The sequence below is a fragment of the Streptomyces sp. NBC_00306 genome, from assembly GCF_036169555.1.
Taxonomy (GTDB): domain Bacteria; phylum Actinomycetota; class Actinomycetes; order Streptomycetales; family Streptomycetaceae; genus Streptomyces; species Streptomyces achmelvichensis.
This window is the reverse complement of sequence record NZ_CP108032.1, coordinates 6,945,718-6,961,381: the sequence shown is the minus strand read 5'-3', so window position 1 is coordinate 6,961,381 and position 15,664 is coordinate 6,945,718. Positions and strand designations below refer to the sequence as shown.

The following is a 15,664-nucleotide window of genomic DNA, read 5'->3' as shown; positions in this document are numbered from 1 at the left end:
TGCCGCGTTGGCCCGCAGAGCGGGGTGCCCGAACCGGAGAGGACTCCCCCCACACATGTCCACTCACCGACTTTCCCGCCGGCGCCCGTGGCGCCACGCCGTCATAGCCGTGGCGGCAGCGGCCGTCGCAGTCCCCACCGTCGCCTTCGCCGGTCAGCCCGGCACTTCCCCCGACGAGCGCACGACCGTCGGGGCCCTCGACGACACCTACTACGAGGGTGCCCTCGGCAAGAGCGGCCCGGAGCTGAAAGCGGCTCTGCACACGATCATCAGCGAGCAGACGAAGCTCTCCTACGACGACGTGTGGGAAGCGCTCAAGAAGACCGACGAGGACCCCGCCAACGCGGCGAACGTCATCCTCCTCTACACCGGCCGCTCCCAGGCCAAGACCACCAACGGGAGCGGGCCCGACGACTGGAACCGCGAACACGTATGGGCGAAGTCCCACGGCGACTTCGGTACCGCCACCGGTCCGGGCACCGACATCCACCATCTGCGGCCCGCGGACGTGTCCGTGAACAGCACGCGCGGGAACCTGGACTTCGACAACGGCGGCGACGAGGTCGCCGAGGCGCCCGGGAACTTCGCCGACGGCGACTCGTTCGAGCCCCGCGACCAGGTCAAGGGGGACGTCGCCCGCATGATCCTCTACATGGCCGTCCGCTACGACGGCGAGGACGGCGCTCCGGACCTGGAGCCGAACGACAAGGTGAACAACGGCTCCGCACCGGCGATCGGCCGGCTGTCCGTGCTCAAGCAGTGGAACACCGAGGACCCGCCGGACGCGTTCGAGCAGAAGCGCAATGAGGCCATTTTCGGCATCCAGCGCAACCGCAACCCCTTCATCGACCACCCGGAGTGGGTCAACGCGATCTGGACGTAGCCGCCTGCTCCACCGACGGTGCGGGGCTGTCGCCTCGCCGACCGGCTCCGCTGTCGGTCCGGTGAGCGGTCGGCACCCGGCGTGCGGCGATGGGCAGACCGTCGCCGCACGCCCCCGTCGGGTGTGCACACGGGGGTCAGTGGCCGGCCGGCACGGGCGAGATCTGCTGCATGAGGCCGATCATGTCCGGTGATACCCACTCCTCCGCGATCCTGCCGCCCTCGACGCGGTAGATCTCGATGCTCCGGAAGCTGACCGGCCTCCCCGTCGCCTCGACCCCTTGGAACGTGCCCCGGTGCGTTCCACGGAAGTGGACCCGCACGGCCACCTTGTCGCCCGCGCCGAACATGTCCTCGACATCGATCGTCAGGTCGGGAAATCCCTCCACCATGGCCTCGGTGCCCAGCCGCCAGATCTCCCGGCCGTGCAACGGGTCGGGCAGCCCGGGGAGGTTGGCGATGAAGTTCTCCGCCAGCAGCTCCACGCACGCGTCGAGATCTCCGCTCTCCAGCGTCGTGTAGGCCGTGCGCAGCAGGGCCAGGTTCTTCTCCGTACCGGTGTCCATCGTGGGTCCTCTCCAGGGGTTCGCCCGCCATGCGGTGATCGCTCCGATCCGCACGGCTTTCAGTAGAAACCCTGCCGCCGCGTCATGGTCAAGAACGGCCACGGACTCCCCCGCAGCCCTTCATCGATGGAACTCGTCGGGCCGATTCGCGGTCTAGCCGGGCACGAGGCGTCACTGGGGAAGCGACGCCTACCGAGCGGCACAAGGAGTACGGATGGTCACCACGGGGCTCGACCGGGCCGACGGGGCACCGAAGCCGGTGCGCCTGGCCTTCGCGCTGTCGATGGCCGGGACGGCCGTCGAACTCGTCGGGTGGGTGCTGGGCTCGTTCGTCATCGCTCCGACGGGCTGGGGCGACCTCCGCGCGGACAGGGGGCCGTCCGAGGCACTCGGGCAACTCGCCGTGTCCGCAGGCGTGCTGGTCGCGCTGAACGGCCTGTGGCTGCTCTGCGCGTACAAGATGCGAGCGGGGCACCGCTGGGCCCGCGTCGTTCTCACCGCCGCCGGCGCACTGTGCGCCCTCTGGCTCGTGAACAACCTGACCATGAGCGGCTTCGACGTGTCCCTCGCCGCGGAGCGCACCCACGAGGTCCTGGCGATCGCCGTCGCTGCGCTGCTGTACCTGCCCGCCGCAGGCGCCCACTTCACCTCGCACCGTGCCCAGCCCAGCTGCTGACCCGACGGCCCTGCCCGGCCGGCCCGCGCCGCCACGACGGCTGTGGGGCAAAGTCGTACAGGCGCTGCTCGCCGGCGCCGCGGGCGTTGCCCTGACCGCCGTGTTCTTCACCGTCCTGTGGTGGCCTCGGTCCGATGTCACGTACCGCAGCAGCGCCCCCTCGTCGGTGACCTACGAGGACGACTCGGCGCACCACCTGGGCCTGGTGCACGAGCACACCCTGTCGGGCCGGCACTCCTACAGGCTGGTCATCGGCCGGGACCCCGGACTGTCCTACGGGCACTGGGTAGGTGTCGACACGGATCTGGGCGCGGACGGGATCGAATCCACCACGTGGACGACAGCAGGCGTACGTGTCCGCTTCCCGACCGGCCATGAGGTCTTCGTCCCGGCGAAGTTCTTCCTGTACGGGCGGTAGGTCCGCCGGACGGCTGCGGGGCGTCACATGGTGCGCACGGCCTTGCTCGCCCGCGCGATGAACTCGGTCAGTGCAGGCCAGTAGGCACGAGTCTCTTCGGTGAGCTGTCGTTCGGCTGCCGGGTCGCCCTCGGCCATGGCTCGCATGAGGCGGGCGGTGGAAGGGGTCGCCTCGTCGAGGGCAGCGGCTGCCTCCGCCACGTCGTCCGGCCCTTCCAGCGTGACGACTTGGACGCATCGCAGGAGCGCGGCGTAGACGTCCCGTATCTGTTCGCGCAGGCGCAGGATCTCGGCGCGCCGGGCTTCGGGCTCGGTGATGCGCGTCGCCTCGGGGATCTTCCAGTACAGCTCGCCGATGGCGACGGCTTTGTCGATGACCGCCGCGTACGCCTCGCGCCGGGCTTCCCGCTGCCGGGCGGTCCGCTGTGATTCGGAGGCGGCTTCGGCCTGAAGGCGGGCGGCGTTGGCGTTTCCGCGGCTGGTGACCCAGCTCGCCAGGACGGCCGTTCCGGCGGTCAGCGCAGCAACCCAGAGCGTGTTGTCGGGCACGTCCGTCATTGTGACGTCCGCGCGACAGAGGCGGGAGGGGCAACCCACAGCCAGAGCCTCTGCGGAGCCCATCTGCCGCCCAGCATCGCGAGGGACAGTCGTGCGCTGCCGGACAGGTCAATCATCGATGCATGCCCATGGACACCCCGGCATATCCGTGCCCCGCTGATTCTGGCTGAACTCCGCTGACAGGGCCGCGAACCTCGCTCACCGGCGGTCCACCGCGCACTTCGCGCAGGCGCCGCTGCGGTGAGTCCGCCGGGGAGGCGCGTTCCTGGTGGGCAGCCCTGTGGCATTGTCAGTGGCGTGTGGTACGGCCCGTGGCGCCCGTGTTTCACAAGTGACCGGATGCGACCAAGTGACCCCGCCCATCGCACAGTTGCGATCGATTTACAAGACGGAGGGTTTCAGTCAAAGAGTGCTGACGATCTTGGCCGAGATGGATCGACAAGACGACAATCCAACAGACGGTCTGCCTGGAGGCGGAGAACCACTGCCCGAAGGACGTCCCTCCGTATCCGAACGGACGCGGAGGCAGTGCGGAGGAGGGGTCGTGGAACGGTACTTCACCAAGCAACGGCACGAGGATCTACGGCAGCGTGTGCGTGAGTTCGCCGAGCGCGAGGTGCGTCCCCGCATACCCGAGATGGAAGCCTCCCGGGGCGTCGCCCACGACGTGTCCCGGCTGATCGCCCAGCAGGGCTGGATCGGTGTCACCATCGACCGGGCCTACGGCGGTATGGGGGCGGGCCATCTCGCCAAGACCATCATCATCGAGGAACTGGCCCGCGTCAGCGGGGCGATGGGTGCCATGGTGCAGGCATCCCAGCTGGGTACGGCCAAGATCATCCACTATGGCAACGATGTCCAGAAAACGGCCTGGCTGCCGCGTATCGCGGCCGGTGACTGCCTGCCCACCATCGCGACCACCGAGGAGGAGTCGGGCGGCCATGTCCTCGGCATGACCAGTACCGCCGTACGCGACGGTGACGACTACATCCTCAACGGCCACAAGGTCTTCGTCGGGAACAGTCACGTCGGCGACGTGCACGGCGTGATCGTCCGCACCGGTGAGGGCTCCAAGGGCCTCTCGGCCTTCCTCGTCGAGGCCGACCGCCCCGGGTTCTCGCTCGCCGAACAACAGCCCGCCATGGGGCTGCACGGATTCAGTTTCGGAAAAATGATCTTCGAGGACTGCCGGGTACCGGCCGCGAACCTGCTCGGCAGGGAAGGACAGGGCCTGGCCGTCGCGTACTCCTCCAGCGTCCTCTACGGGCGGCCCAACCTGACCGCGGTCTCCCTCGGCATCCACCAGGCCGTGCTGGAGGAGACGACCGCGCTGTGCATCGAACGCGAACGGTATGGCGCGGCGCTCGGCGAGCTCAACAACATCAAGATCAAGCTGGGCCGTATGAAGCACCGGCTGATGACCGCCCGGCTCGCCGCTTATCACGCTGTTCACCTCATGGACCAAGGGCAGCCCTGCGACGCGGAGTTGATGAACGCCAAGTACCTCAATGTCGAGTCCGCCATCGATTCGGCCGGCGACGCCATGGAGATCCATGCGGCGAGCGGCCTGTTCACCGACCGCCCGGTGGAGCGCTATCTGCGCGACGCCCACCACATCTACGCGCCCGCCGGCACCTCCGACATCCAGCTTCTGCGGCTGGGCGAGGTCGCGCTCGGTACGGCCAAGGGCCAGTGGTCCGAGCGTCTGGCCGACCTGGTGCGGACCGGTCCGACGGATCACCTGGAAGAGGACCTGCTGGAGCCGGCCGGCGTGTGAGAGAACCCGGGGTGTGAGAAGCCCCGGGGAGAGAAAGAACGGAGAGCCACGGACACAGCGTCGTGTCCGAGGCTCCCGTCAGGGGTCGAGGGGCCGCGTGCAGTGAGCGGCGGCCACCCGGAGGCGCTCAGGCCTGACCCCGCTCCTCGATCTGGTGCAGCCTCTCCACCATCTGCTGCGCCATCGACTTGATGGTCTCCAGGCCCTGCCGTCCCCAGGGCCGGGTGTCCGTGTCGATCACGCAGATCGTGCCCAGGGCCATCCCCGTGTTCCAGTCGATCAGCGGCGCGCCCAGATACGAGCGGATGCCGATCTCGTCCACCACGGGATTGCCCGCGAACCGCGGATAGTCGCAGACGTCCTCCAGCACCAGCGCCTTGCGCCGTACGACGACGTGCGGGCACCAGCCGTGATCGCGGGCCATGACCCGGCTGGTGGAGGCCTGTTGGGGCTCCAGCTCCACTCCCGGCTGACTGTCCGCGGGAGTGTAGAGCCCGGCGAAGTACTGCCGGTTCTCATCGATGAAGTTGACCATGGCGTACGGCGCTTCGAGCGTGCGCGCCAGATTGCGGGCGAACGCGTCGAACTCCGGCACGGGGGCGCTTCCGATGCCGAGCTCACGCAGCCGGGCCACGCGGGCCGGTGCGTCCCGGTCCTCGGGAGTCACCAGCATCTGGCCGGTCGGGTCGTATTGCGTGTAGGGAACAGGCGCGGACATGCAGGCTCCATTCGACAGCGCTGAGCGGGCGTCAGTGCAGCGGGGTGGGCTCCGCGGGCGACATGCCGGGAGCAGGGGCGAGCAGGTGCTCGACGAGTGCGATCAGCACCTCGGTACTGGAGTTGCACTGGCGGGCGTCGCACATCACGACAGGCACCTCGGGCTTGAGGTCGAGCGCGGCCCGGATCTCGGCGGGCTCGTAGTGGTACGCGCCGTCGAACTGGTTGACGGCCACGACGAAGCCGATACCGCGCTGCTCGAAGAAGTCGACGGCCGAGAAGCACTGGTCGAGTCTGCGGGTGTCGGCGAGTACGACCGCACCCAGCGCCCCGTTGGACAGTTCGTCCCACATGAACCAGAACCGTTCCTGCCCCGGCGTGCCGAAGAGGTACAGGACGTGGTCCGCGCTCAGGGTGATGCGCCCGAAGTCCATCGCCACCGTGGTGGTGGTCTTGTCCTCGATGCCCACCAGGCTGTCCGTCCGAGCGCTGACCTGGGTCAGCAGCTCTTCGGTGCTCAGGGGTGCGATCTCACTGACCGCTCCGACGAAGGTCGTCTTGCCCACCCCGAATCCTCCGGCTATGAGGATCTTCAGTGCGGTCGGGAAAGGATCGTCAGAGCCGCTTGCGAAGGCCATGCAGCACCGCCTCCAGGAGGTTTCGGTCGGTTGGGGAGGCCGCCTCGATGGCCCGCGGCGCACGTGTGCTGAGCGCCTGGTGCGTCACGAGGTCGGACAGCAGGACTTTGGTGATGACGGCCGGCAGCCGCAGATGGGCCGCCACCTCGGCCACCGAGATGGGCCGGCCCCCGCACAGGGCGAGGACCTGGTCGTAGTCGGGTCCTAGGTACGTCTTCGGACGGGTGCCGGTCGCCATCACGAGGGTGAGAAGGTCGAAGTGCGCTGTCGGGCGCGTGCGGCCATTGCTGACGGCGTAGGGCCGGACCAGTCGTCCGGCCTCGTCGTCGAGCCACGCTCCGCCCTGCGCATCCGCCATCCTCAGTGCCCCGCAGCGCGCGTCGCGCCAGGTGCCTGGTTTCTGGCAGGCGTGGCGAAGTAGGGGCGGACACTCTTGACCAGCATGGCCATCTCGTAGCCGAGAACGGCCGCATCCGCCTCACTGTCGGCGAGGACGGCGAGGCAGGCCCCGGAGCCCGCCGCCGAGACGAAGAGCAGCGCCGTGTCCAGTTCCACGACCACCTGGCGTACGTCGGCGCCGCCCGCGAAGCGGGAACCGGCGCTGCGGGCGAGGGAGTACATGCCGGACGCCAGCGCGGCCATGTGGTCGGCTTCGTCTGTGCCGAGCCCGTCGACGGCCTTGGTCAGACCGTCGGACGACAACAGAAGTGCGCTGCGGGTGTACGGGACTCTCTTGACGAGCCCCTGAAGGAGCCAGTCGAGATTCTGGTTCGAACCGGTACGCGTGTCGCTCACCATGGTGGCGTTCTTTCTCCTCGGGGGTGAGTACGGGAAGTGCGGCTGGCAGGAGCTGTCAGCGGGTCTCGTCGGATACGTCGTCGGCGAGGCTGACTCCCCGCTGGAAGGCAGCCATCAGTCCCGGATCGTGCTCCCCCTCCGGCATGTCCCCCCGCATGCGCGTGGTGGGGGCGTTCCGGAGTTGCGGTGCCAGATGCTCCTGGGCCCGGCGCTGCGGCAGCGGCGGGCGCCCGGCCTGCGGGGCCGGTGTGTCGTACGACCCGGCGTCGCGGGGTGCGGGCCGCTCGGCGGGCCGTGCGTGCTGAGACGACTGCTGCTGGGACTGGGGCATCTGCTGCTGGGACGTGCGCTGCGGAGGCTGAGGCGCCTGCTGCTGCGACTGGCGCGCCGGTGCGGACATGTGGTGCACCGGCGGCATCGGCTGTGACGGTGTCGGGGTCATCGGCTGAGCCGTGTCCAGCGGCGGTGGTACGTACTGGGCCTCGGGTCCTGCCTGCACCGCGGGCCGCTGGGGTGAGGCGGGCGCGGCGGACCGGGGTGCCGCGGCGGCGGCGGCGTGGTGCGGCGCGTCCAGCGGCTCCTCGCCGAGGAGACCGGTGGGCAGGACGAGGATCGCCTGGATGCCGCCGTAGATGTTGCCCTGGAGACGGACGGCGATACCGTGCCGCCGCGCCAGCGCCGAGACCACGTAGAGACCGATGCGGCCGTCCGCGATCAGCTTGCTGATGTCGATGCGGTCGGGGTGGGCGAGCAGGGAGTTGATCCGGTCCTGCTCGTGCTGCGACATGCCGAGGCCGCGGTCCTCGACCTCGATGGCGAGTCCGGCGGTCACCCGCTGGGCGCGCATCAGCACCTGGGTGCTCGGGTCGGAGAACCCGGTGGCGTTCTCGACGAGTTCGGCCAGCAGGTGGATGACGTCGGCGACCGCGTGGCCGCGCAGCGTCCCTTCGAGCGGCGGGACGAGCTTGACGCGGGAGTAGTGCTCGACCTCGGCGATGGAGGACCGCAGCACCTCCATCATCGTCACCGGCTTGGTCCACTGGCGGCGCGACACCGAACCGCCGAGGACGGCGACGTTCTCGGCGTGACGGCGGATACGCGTCGCGAGGTGGTCGACCTGGAAGAGACCCTTGAGGAGTTCGGGGTCCTCGACCTCGTTCTCCAGCTCGTCGAGCATGCTGATCTGGCGGTGGACGAGGGACTGCAGACGACGGGCGAGGTTGACGAAGACCTCGATGCTCTCCTCATTGGGGGAGGCAGTGGCCTGGGGGAACTGCGCGGCGTGCGCGATGGCCGCCTGGGCCTGGAGCAGGCTGATCGTGAGCTCGTAGGCGAGGCGGCTGACGGGGTCGTTCGAGGGCGGGGCGGGCTGCGAGAAGAGCGGCTGCTCCACCGGCTCGCCCTGCTCCAGCCGGAGCACCATGTTCTGCAGATCGCTGACGCCCGGGGCGAGGGAGTTGCGGAGCGATGTGTGGCGTTCGGCGGTCCGCCGGGCTTCGGCGGAGGCGGCACGCGCGGCGCCGATCAGGACACTCGCGCCGAGAACGCCGGCGGTGACGAGGACGCCCCAGGTGGCGGCGTCGGCCGTGCCGGATTGTGCGCGAAGAACGAAAACGACCAGTGCGGCCGCGAGCACGGATATGAGGGCCGCGGGAAGGACCGCGAGGCGTATCGCCCTCGAGCGGGCGGCAGGATCGGCGGCCTCCTCCTGCGCCGGTCGCCTGCCGTGCCTGTTTCGTGCCGAGCCCCCAGCGGTCGTCCGACCGGATTCCGGGCGCGCTGCATACGTCGGGGATTCAGACAATGGGAGTCCTCTCGATCACCCCGGGGGGTGGGGTGCACGGGTACGCCGCCGACTAACAGTCAACTCGTCTACACGGTTGGACAGTTAAAGGCGCCGCCACCCTAGTGCACACTCATGAACCCGTTGTAATCACATCCGGGACCGGCACACCGAAAAGGGACGTCTTGAGCTGCAGAAACGATCCCGCTCCGGTTCGCGGGAAAGAGACACCGCTGAGCGATCGGACTCGTCTACGCCGCCAATAGACACATTTACCGCGCGACGGGTCCAGTAGGACACGCCGACGAGTGTCCACACGATGACATTGGCGAAAAAGTGACACCTACGTGAGACCCCGGGACTCTGCGGCGAGTCCCGGGGTCTCACATGGGGCCGAGCGGCACAACCGTCAAGCGGCCTGGACGAGTTCGGCGCGACCGAACAGAAGGGCGTAACCGGGCTGAAGCCGGGCCAGAATGCGATCGAGAAGGTCAGGGCCCGCCAGGTCGGCAACGGTGGCGAGGACGGCGCCGGTGTCCCAACGGGCAGTTGCGGGAGTTCCACCCGTGCGGGCGGCGATCTCCTTGACGAAGCCGAAGCCGGTGAGGGGTTCGGCGGTGGGGATCTGGGCGGTGAAGGTGATCGCGGCCTCGATGGGGAGGCGAGCGGCGAGTTCGACCCGTTCCTCGCCGGAGAGCTGACGGCCGAGGCCGGTCATCACGGCGTGCACGGCCTCCGCGGCACGCTCGCGTGTCGGGTACGCGCCTGCGTAGCGGATCCTTTCCAGCATCTGGTCGAACGTCATGCCCTGAGGGTCAAAGGCCGGTGCAGGCTGGACGAACATCGGAATGCTGCCTTTCTGATCCTGAGTGACGTGCAGTGGTGTGGAGTTGGGGGGCCGCTGAGAAGGTTGCGGCCGGACGCGGGATCGAGGTGCTCGTCGGCCCGCGTCCGGGTCGTGCTGACCGCGCTGACGCCCTGGTCGCGGTCCTGTTCTTCCTGACGGCGCGCGGAGGACGGGAGAACGGGGAGATCGGGTCCCGTCCCCCGCGGCTCGTGCGGTGGTTTGGCGACTCAGCCGCTGATCTGCCGGGGCGATTGCTCGCCGATGGCGATCTTGCGGGGCTTGGCCCGCTCGGCGATCGGGATCCGCAGGGTCAGGACGCCCGCGTCATAGTCGGCCGTGATGCGCTCGGTGTCGAGGGTGTCGGCCAGCACGAGCTGGCGGGAGAAGACACCGAGTGGCCGCTCGGAGAGCTCCATCTGCACATCGTCGGCCTTGACGGCCGGCCGGCGCTCGGCCCTGACGGTCAGCATGTTGCGCTCGACGTCGATGTCGATCGCTTCCCTTCCGACACCGGGCAGGTCGAGGGCGATCACATACTCGTCGCCCTCGCGATAGGCGTCCATCGGCATGGTCGAGGGCCGGGACCAGGTGCCGGGTGTGCCCAGGAGCTGCTGGGTGAGCCGGTCGAGTTCGCGGAACGGATCGGTGCGCATCAACATCGCGAAACACCTCCAGTCGGTTCAGGCAGAAACTGCCAATGCGCTTCACCTGACACCGTTGTAACATGTCATCCAAACGATGACAAGCACGATGTCGTCAGAAGGGTGACACACACGGAAAGGGCCTCCATGACCGCCGCTGACCAGGCCAAAGACCCCACATCCCTGCCCGCCGCCGCGGCGGCGCTGAGCGCCATCGACGAGGCGGTACGCACCGCCCAGACTCCCCCGCAGGCCGGGCAGCACCCCGAACCCGCACCGGCCGCCGGCCCCGAACAGGCACTGGCCACCCTGCTCCTGCTGCGCGAGCTGAGGGACCGACTCGCGGGATGGGAACCCGGACTGATCGAAGCCGCCCGCGCGGCCGGCGCCAGCTGGGCCGACCTCGCCCACCCCCTCGGTGTCGCCAGCCGCCAGGCCGCCGAACGCCGCTACCTGCGCGTACGCCCCGGGACCCCCGGCAGCACCGGCGAAGAGCGGGTACAGGCCACCCGCGACCGCCGCGCCGCCGGCCGCACCGTCACCGCCTGGGCCCGCGGCAACGCCGGAGATCTGCGCCGGCTCGCCGGCCAGATCACCGCCCTCACGGATCTCCCGGCTCGGGCCCGCCTCCCGCTGGCCAGGCTCGCCGACGCCCTCGCGGACAACGACGCCGCCAACCTCATCGCACCCCTGGCCGACACCTACACCCACCTGACAGCCGGCCACCCCGACCTCGCCGCCCGCGTCCACAGCGTCACGCGCCACACCGACGAGCTCCGCAACGGACCGATGTCGGCCGAACAGCCGGGGAGTTGAGGGTTGGTGACCAGCCGCGCACGAAGGGCGAGTCGGGCTGGTGGGGTCGTCACAGGGATCCCCGAACAGACGAGTCCGACTCCTCCGGAGATCGCTTCGGTGCTGCGGATGCGTCTGCGCTCACTCGACGATCCCGCCCTCACGCCAGGCCGCCAGGCAGGCCCATACCCACCCCCTGAAAGCGGAGGACTCCGTTCCCGGGAAACGTTGGCCAGGCCGCCTTAGGCCGAATGAAACGCAAGCAGAAGACGTCCGGCATATTGCAATGCAAGACGGGGCAGATTCACTGCACATACATCTTCTGTGCACGAATCGGAGGGTCTCCATGTGGTCCCATGCCGTCACGGGTACCCGTCTGGTCATCACCCTGCACGAGGACCCGGGCATCGCACGGCGGGCACAGCTCGCCCAGGACATCAGCGCGCTCGTCCGCTCACACCGTCCGGAGTCTGTCCTGGTCGTCCTCGAGGACGCGGCGGAGAGCAGCGCCGCCCTCAGTGCCGTACTGCGAGCGCAACGCGACCTGGGCATGCCGATGACGGTCCGCGCCGCGAGCGTCGCGGTGCGCCGCATGCTCGAGATGAACGGCAACGACGACCTGATCGTGCAGGCCCGCACCGGCGCCGCCGAGGACTCGGCCTTCACGACGGCCGTGTAGACCGTCCGCGGTCGAGGCTCGGCGGCCGCAGGCGTCGTCACCATGCGTGAGGCTCCGGGATGCGATCGGGTACGGCTGCTGCTTCGCTGAGGTGGTCCGCTCCCCCGAGTCCCTGGAGTGATCATGTCGAGTGCGAGTGAGTCCGGCGGCCCTGCCCAGCAGATGCGCGCAAAGGCCCAGGAGCTGAAGGACGCCGCCGAGCGGGCCACCGACCCGGAGGAGCGCAAGCGCCTCATGGAGAAGGCCGACCGGCTGACGGAAGAGAGCAAGCGCACGGGCGGCAAGGGCCCCGACGAGATGGGCATGAACCCGCTGTAGCGGCGGGCGTTGCGCAGGAACTCGCGCCCGCGTCGTTCCTGCAGTCCCTCGCCCAGCAGTCCCTCGCCCAGGCGCTGAAGGACGAGTCGACCTGCCGATGGTCAGGCGGCGCTCTTCTTCCGGCGGCGCCCTGCCTGGGCGAGGGCGTCGACCAGTTCCTCCCGGCTCATGTTCGAGCGGCCGGAGATTCCCCGCTCGGTGGCTCGCTGGTACAGCTCCCTCTTGGTCAGCTCCCGCAGCTCGCTCTTTCCTCCGCCCCGTGAACGAGCCTTCTTGTCGTCGGCGCTCTTCTTCGCGGCCGGTCCGGGCGGCCCCTTGCGGCCGGCGGACGTCTTCCGTCGCGATGCGGAGGACCCCTTGCCCCGCGCGCCGCCCGCCCGGTCGATGCTGCCCTGCAGGACCGACATCAGGTCGACGACGTTGGTGGCCTCGGGCGCCTCCTCGGCGAGGTCGATCTCCTGGTCGTCGGCCTTCGCCTGCACCAGCTCCCGTACCTTCTCCTGGTACGTGTCGGCATACCGGGCCGGATCCCACGGGCTGCTCAGGGTTCCGATCAGCTGGTTCGCCATCTCCAACTCCTTGCCCTTGCCCGTACGGCCGGAGGGCAGGTCGGGCAGTTCCTCGCCCGGGTCGCGGACCTCGTCGGCCCAGTGCAGGGTCTGGAGCACCAGGATCCTGTCCTCCGCTCGCAGGGCGGTCAGATACTGCTTGTTGCGCATCACGAAGGTGGCGATCCCGGCCTTGTCCGACTGCGCCAGCGCTGTCCGCAGCAGCCCGTACACCTTGGCGTACTCCTTGCCGCGCGGGGCCACGTAGTAAGTGCGGTCGAAGTACACCGGCTCGATGTCGGCCAGGTCGACGAAGTCGCTGATGTCGATGGTCTGGGAGCGGCCTGGCGCGATGTGGTCCAGTTCGTCCGGCTCCACGACGATGTACTCGCCCTCGGTGAGTTCGTACCCCTTGACGATGTCCTCGGATGCCACCTCCCTGCCGGTCCGTTCGTTGACCCGCTTGTTGCGGATGCGGTCCGCGGTTCCGCGCTGGAGGTGGTGGAAGTGGACCGTATGGTCCTCGATCGCGGTGAAGAGCCCGACGGGCACGCTGACCAGCCCGAAGGTGATGACACCGGTCCAGATCGCGCGTGCCATGTGCCCACTCCGCTCCCGGCCTGCCGGTGGATCGGGATCTCGGAACCCGCTTCGCCGTCTCGGGCTCGACCGCACATCGGCCGCATGTGCAGCGCTGATGAGACTCACTCTTCAGCGTGCTCACCCGCGCGGATGACGGCAACCGCTACCTGACCCGCCCCCGCCGCGGGAGGAGTCGCAGCCCGGAACCGCCGAGGGTCCGAAAAAGGGTGTACGGCGGGACTCGAACCCGCGATCTCCCGGTCCACAGCCGGGTGCTGTACCGAACTCAGCTACGAACACCATGTGCCGAGAAGCGTAGGACCCGGTCCGGCTCGGGCCCAACTCCTTTTGCACGGGGCCGACAAGGGCCCGGACGACCCCGGACGGTCCGGGCGTCGGCGCCCACCGGCCCCCTCCCCACCGCTCACAAGCCTGCAACCAGGGATTCCATGGCCCCCGCACCAAGGGTCATGATGGGCGCCACCAGCCCCGAGCCTCCCGGGAGATTCGCCCGTGCCCAGCAGGAAAGCCCTGATCCGCCGCCCCAGCCCGCGTCTCGCGGAGGGGCTGGTCACCCACATCGAGCGCACGCCCGTCGATGCCGCGCTGGCGCTCGAACAGTGGCAGACCTACGCCGAGACGCTGCGCGAGCACGGCTGGGAGACCGTCGAGACCGAGCCCGCCGACGACTGTCCGGACGGCGTGTTCGTCGAGGACACCGTCGTCGTCTTCCGCAATGTCGCCCTGATCGCCCGCCCCGGCGCCGAGTCGCGCAGGCCGGAGACCGCCGCCGTCGAGGAGTCGCTGGCGCGGCTCGGCTGCTCGGTGAACTGGGTGTGGGAGCCCGGCACCCTGGAGGGCGGCGATGTGCTCAAGGTCGGGGACACGATCTACGTCGGCCGCGGCGGCCGGACGAACGCCGCCGGCGTGGCGCAACTGCGGCAGGTCTTCGAGCCGCTGGGGGCGCGGGTTGTCGCCGTGCCGATCAGCAAGGTGCTGCACCTGAAGTCGGCGGTGACGGCCCTGCCCGACGCCACGGTCATCGGCTACCCGCCGCTGGTCGAGACCCCGTCCGTCTTCCCCCGTCATCTCCCCGTGCCGGAGGAGTCCGGGGCGCATGTCGTGCTGCTCGGCGGGGGCCGGCTGCTGATGGCGGCGAGCGCCCCGAAGTCGGCCGAGCTGTTCGCGGATCTCGGCTACGAGCCGGTGCCGGTCGACATCAGCGAGTTCGAGAAGCTCGAAGGCTGCGTGACCTGCCTCTCGGTACGCCTCCGCGACCTGCATGCATAACTAAATGTAACCGGACATTCCGGGAGCGGGCTTGGCCCGACGGCTTACGGCGCCTTAACCTACGGTTTCGTAACCTACGAAGACGTAAGTAACTCTCCCGTCCCCCTGGAGCACCCGTGTCAATCACCTCTCCCCAACTCGGCAGCTCGGACGCGTGGACCGACGCCCGGCTGCTGTACGCGCTGGAAGAGGTGGTGGAGCAGGAACTCAACCGCCATCTCAAGGTTGCCAAGGACTGGATGCCGCACGAGTACGTCCCCTTCGGTGACGGCCGTAACTTCCCCGGTCTCTTCGACGACGGCGAGGCCTGGGAGCCGAGCCAGTCGAAGGTCACGGACATAGGGAAAACGGCTCTTGTGGTCAATCTCCTGACCGAGGACAACCTGCCCAGCTACCACCACGAGATCGCCAGCCTCTTCGGCCGCGACGGAGCCTGGGGCACCTGGGTCCACCGCTGGACCGCGGAAGAGGGCCGGCACGGCATCGTGATGCGCGACTACCTGCTCACCTCCCGTGCCGTCGATCCCGACAAGCTCGAGCAGTTCCGCATGGCCCACATGTCGGAGGGCTTCGAGTCCGACAACCGGCACTCCATGCTGCACTCCGTGGCGTACGTCGCCTTCCAGGAGCTCGCCACCCGCGTCTCGCACCGCAACACCGGCCACCAGTCGGGCGACCCCGTCTGCGACCGCATGCTGGCCCGGATCGCGACCGACGAGAACCTGCACATGGTCTTCTACCGGAACCTGCTGCGTGCGGCCTTCGAGATCGCCCCCGACCTCACCATGCAGTCCGTGCGCGACGTGGTCGTCGACTTCCGGATGCCCGGTCACGGCATGCCCGGCTTCGAGCGTGCCGCCGCGCAGATGGCGATCGGCGAGATCTACAACATGCGGATCCACCACGACGACGTGCTGCAGCCGGTGCTGCGCTTCCTGAAGGTGCTGGAGATCGACGGGCTGGGCCCGGAGGGTCTCAAGGCGCAGGAGGAGCTCGGGCTGTACATGGGCGGGCTGGACGCCGAGGCGTCGAAGTTCGACGAGAAGCTCGCGGCCCGCAAGGCACGTATGGCGGCGCGCGCAGCGCGCTGACTCCGCTGTCTCCCGCCCGGCCGGGCCGCGCCCACGATCCTGTGGTGCGCGGCCCGGCCGG

General features: G+C 69.1%; 19 protein-coding genes and 1 tRNA gene. 9 read left to right on the top strand and 11 right to left on the bottom strand.

All coding sequences use genetic code 11. From position 1 onward, the window contains the following. The first annotated feature begins 55 nt into the window (after window positions 1-55). Entirely contained in the window at window positions 56-883 is an 828-nt protein-coding gene (locus tag OHA05_RS31105) for an endonuclease I family protein (protein ID WP_313942938.1), read from the top strand. A 136-nt stretch (window positions 884-1,019) separates the two neighbouring features. Here OHA05_RS31105 and OHA05_RS31100 read toward each other — a convergent pair whose 3' ends face one another. After that, a complete protein-coding gene (locus OHA05_RS31100; RefSeq protein WP_313942939.1) occupies window positions 1,020-1,448 on the bottom strand; it encodes an ester cyclase in 429 nt (142 codons plus the stop codon). Between the two features lie 214 nt (window positions 1,449-1,662). Here OHA05_RS31100 and OHA05_RS31095 point away from each other — a divergent pair, with 214 nt between their 5' ends. After that, complete coding sequence (locus OHA05_RS31095; protein WP_328862349.1) at window positions 1,663-2,124, top strand: hypothetical protein; 462 nt, start codon at window positions 1,663-1,665, stop codon at window positions 2,122-2,124. Further along, window positions 2,105-2,542 (top strand): hypothetical protein, encoded by a 438-nt coding sequence (locus OHA05_RS31090; RefSeq protein ID WP_328862348.1) that lies wholly within the window; start codon window positions 2,105-2,107, stop codon window positions 2,540-2,542. Before OHA05_RS31095 ends, OHA05_RS31090 begins: the two co-directional genes overlap by 20 nt. A 23-nt stretch (window positions 2,543-2,565) precedes the next feature. Here OHA05_RS31090 and OHA05_RS31085 read toward each other — a convergent pair whose 3' ends face one another. Next, the gene (locus tag OHA05_RS31085; RefSeq protein ID WP_313942942.1) at window positions 2,566-3,090 is read right to left on the bottom strand and encodes a hypothetical protein; all 525 of its coding nucleotides are present in this window, start codon (window positions 3,088-3,090) and stop codon (window positions 2,566-2,568) included. A 553-nt stretch (window positions 3,091-3,643) separates the two neighbouring features. Between OHA05_RS31085 and OHA05_RS31080 the strand changes: the two genes are divergently transcribed. Continuing rightward, window positions 3,644-4,876, top strand: a complete 1,233-nt coding sequence (locus OHA05_RS31080) for an acyl-CoA dehydrogenase family protein (RefSeq protein ID WP_328862347.1) — start codon at window positions 3,644-3,646, stop codon at window positions 4,874-4,876. Window positions 4,877-5,003: 127 nt separating this feature from the next. Here the strand turns inward: OHA05_RS31080 and OHA05_RS31075 are convergent, their stop codons facing one another. The 7 genes from OHA05_RS31075 to OHA05_RS31045 form a co-directional block, all read right to left on the bottom strand. Further along, the gene (locus tag OHA05_RS31075; protein WP_313942944.1) at window positions 5,004-5,594 is read right to left on the bottom strand and encodes a GAF domain-containing protein; all 591 of its coding nucleotides are present in this window, start codon (window positions 5,592-5,594) and stop codon (window positions 5,004-5,006) included. Between the two features lie 31 nt (window positions 5,595-5,625). Further along, window positions 5,626-6,231 (bottom strand): GTP-binding protein, encoded by a 606-nt coding sequence (locus OHA05_RS31070; RefSeq protein WP_327678303.1) that lies wholly within the window; start codon window positions 6,229-6,231, stop codon window positions 5,626-5,628. After that, window positions 6,209-6,589 carry a DUF742 domain-containing protein gene (locus OHA05_RS31065; protein ID WP_313942946.1) on the bottom strand — a complete coding sequence of 127 codons (381 nt, stop codon included), beginning with the start codon at window positions 6,587-6,589 and terminating at the stop codon, window positions 6,209-6,211. The genes OHA05_RS31070 and OHA05_RS31065 overlap by 23 nt, the downstream gene beginning before the upstream one ends. A gap of 2 nt (window positions 6,590-6,591) precedes the next feature. Continuing rightward, window positions 6,592-7,029, bottom strand: coding sequence for a roadblock/LC7 domain-containing protein (locus OHA05_RS31060; protein ID WP_313942947.1), 438 nt, complete (start codon window positions 7,027-7,029; stop codon window positions 6,592-6,594). Between the two features lie 55 nt (window positions 7,030-7,084). Further along, window positions 7,085-8,665, bottom strand: a complete 1,581-nt coding sequence (locus tag OHA05_RS31055) for a sensor histidine kinase (RefSeq protein ID WP_328862346.1) — start codon at window positions 8,663-8,665, stop codon at window positions 7,085-7,087. 556 nt (window positions 8,666-9,221) lie between these two features. Next, window positions 9,222-9,617, bottom strand: a complete 396-nt coding sequence (locus OHA05_RS31050) for a DUF2267 domain-containing protein (protein WP_313942949.1) — start codon at window positions 9,615-9,617, stop codon at window positions 9,222-9,224. 269 nt (window positions 9,618-9,886) lie between these two features. Continuing rightward, on the bottom strand, window positions 9,887-10,318 hold the full coding sequence (locus OHA05_RS31045; RefSeq protein ID WP_313942950.1) for an Hsp20/alpha crystallin family protein: 432 nt from the start codon (window positions 10,316-10,318) through the stop codon (window positions 9,887-9,889). Window positions 10,319-10,447: 129 nt separating this feature from the next. On the opposite strand from OHA05_RS31045, the gene OHA05_RS31040 reads away from it, so the two are divergent. The 3 genes from OHA05_RS31040 (at window position 10,448) to OHA05_RS31030 (ending at window position 12,092) form a co-directional block, all read left to right on the top strand. Next, window positions 10,448-11,116: a type III effector protein gene (locus OHA05_RS31040; protein WP_328862345.1), complete on the top strand. Its 669-nt coding sequence runs from the start codon at window positions 10,448-10,450 to the stop codon at window positions 11,114-11,116. 325 nt (window positions 11,117-11,441) lie between these two features. Continuing rightward, a complete protein-coding gene (locus tag OHA05_RS31035) occupies window positions 11,442-11,774 on the top strand; it encodes a hypothetical protein (protein ID WP_313942952.1) in 333 nt (110 codons plus the stop codon). 123 nt (window positions 11,775-11,897) lie between these two features. Then, the gene (locus OHA05_RS31030; RefSeq protein WP_313942953.1) at window positions 11,898-12,092 is read left to right on the top strand and encodes a DUF6381 family protein; all 195 of its coding nucleotides are present in this window, start codon (window positions 11,898-11,900) and stop codon (window positions 12,090-12,092) included. 101 nt (window positions 12,093-12,193) lie between these two features. Here OHA05_RS31030 and ku read toward each other — a convergent pair whose 3' ends face one another. Both ku and OHA05_RS31020 read right to left on the bottom strand, forming a co-directional pair. Further along, the gene (gene ku / locus OHA05_RS31025) at window positions 12,194-13,240 is read right to left on the bottom strand and encodes a non-homologous end joining protein Ku (protein WP_328862344.1); all 1,047 of its coding nucleotides are present in this window, start codon (window positions 13,238-13,240) and stop codon (window positions 12,194-12,196) included. Window positions 13,241-13,448: 208 nt separating this feature from the next. Beyond that, window positions 13,449-13,522: transfer RNA gene (locus tag OHA05_RS31020), tRNA-His, on the bottom strand. Window positions 13,523-13,735: 213 nt separating this feature from the next. Between OHA05_RS31020 and ddaH the strand changes: the two genes are divergently transcribed. Both ddaH and OHA05_RS31010 read left to right on the top strand, forming a co-directional pair. Next, the gene (gene ddaH / locus OHA05_RS31015; RefSeq protein WP_313942955.1) at window positions 13,736-14,512 is read left to right on the top strand and encodes a dimethylargininase; all 777 of its coding nucleotides are present in this window, start codon (window positions 13,736-13,738) and stop codon (window positions 14,510-14,512) included. A 116-nt stretch (window positions 14,513-14,628) separates the two neighbouring features. Continuing rightward, window positions 14,629-15,603: an acyl-ACP desaturase gene (locus OHA05_RS31010; protein WP_313942957.1), complete on the top strand. Its 975-nt coding sequence runs from the start codon at window positions 14,629-14,631 to the stop codon at window positions 15,601-15,603. Window positions 15,604-15,664: the final 61 nt, after the last annotated feature.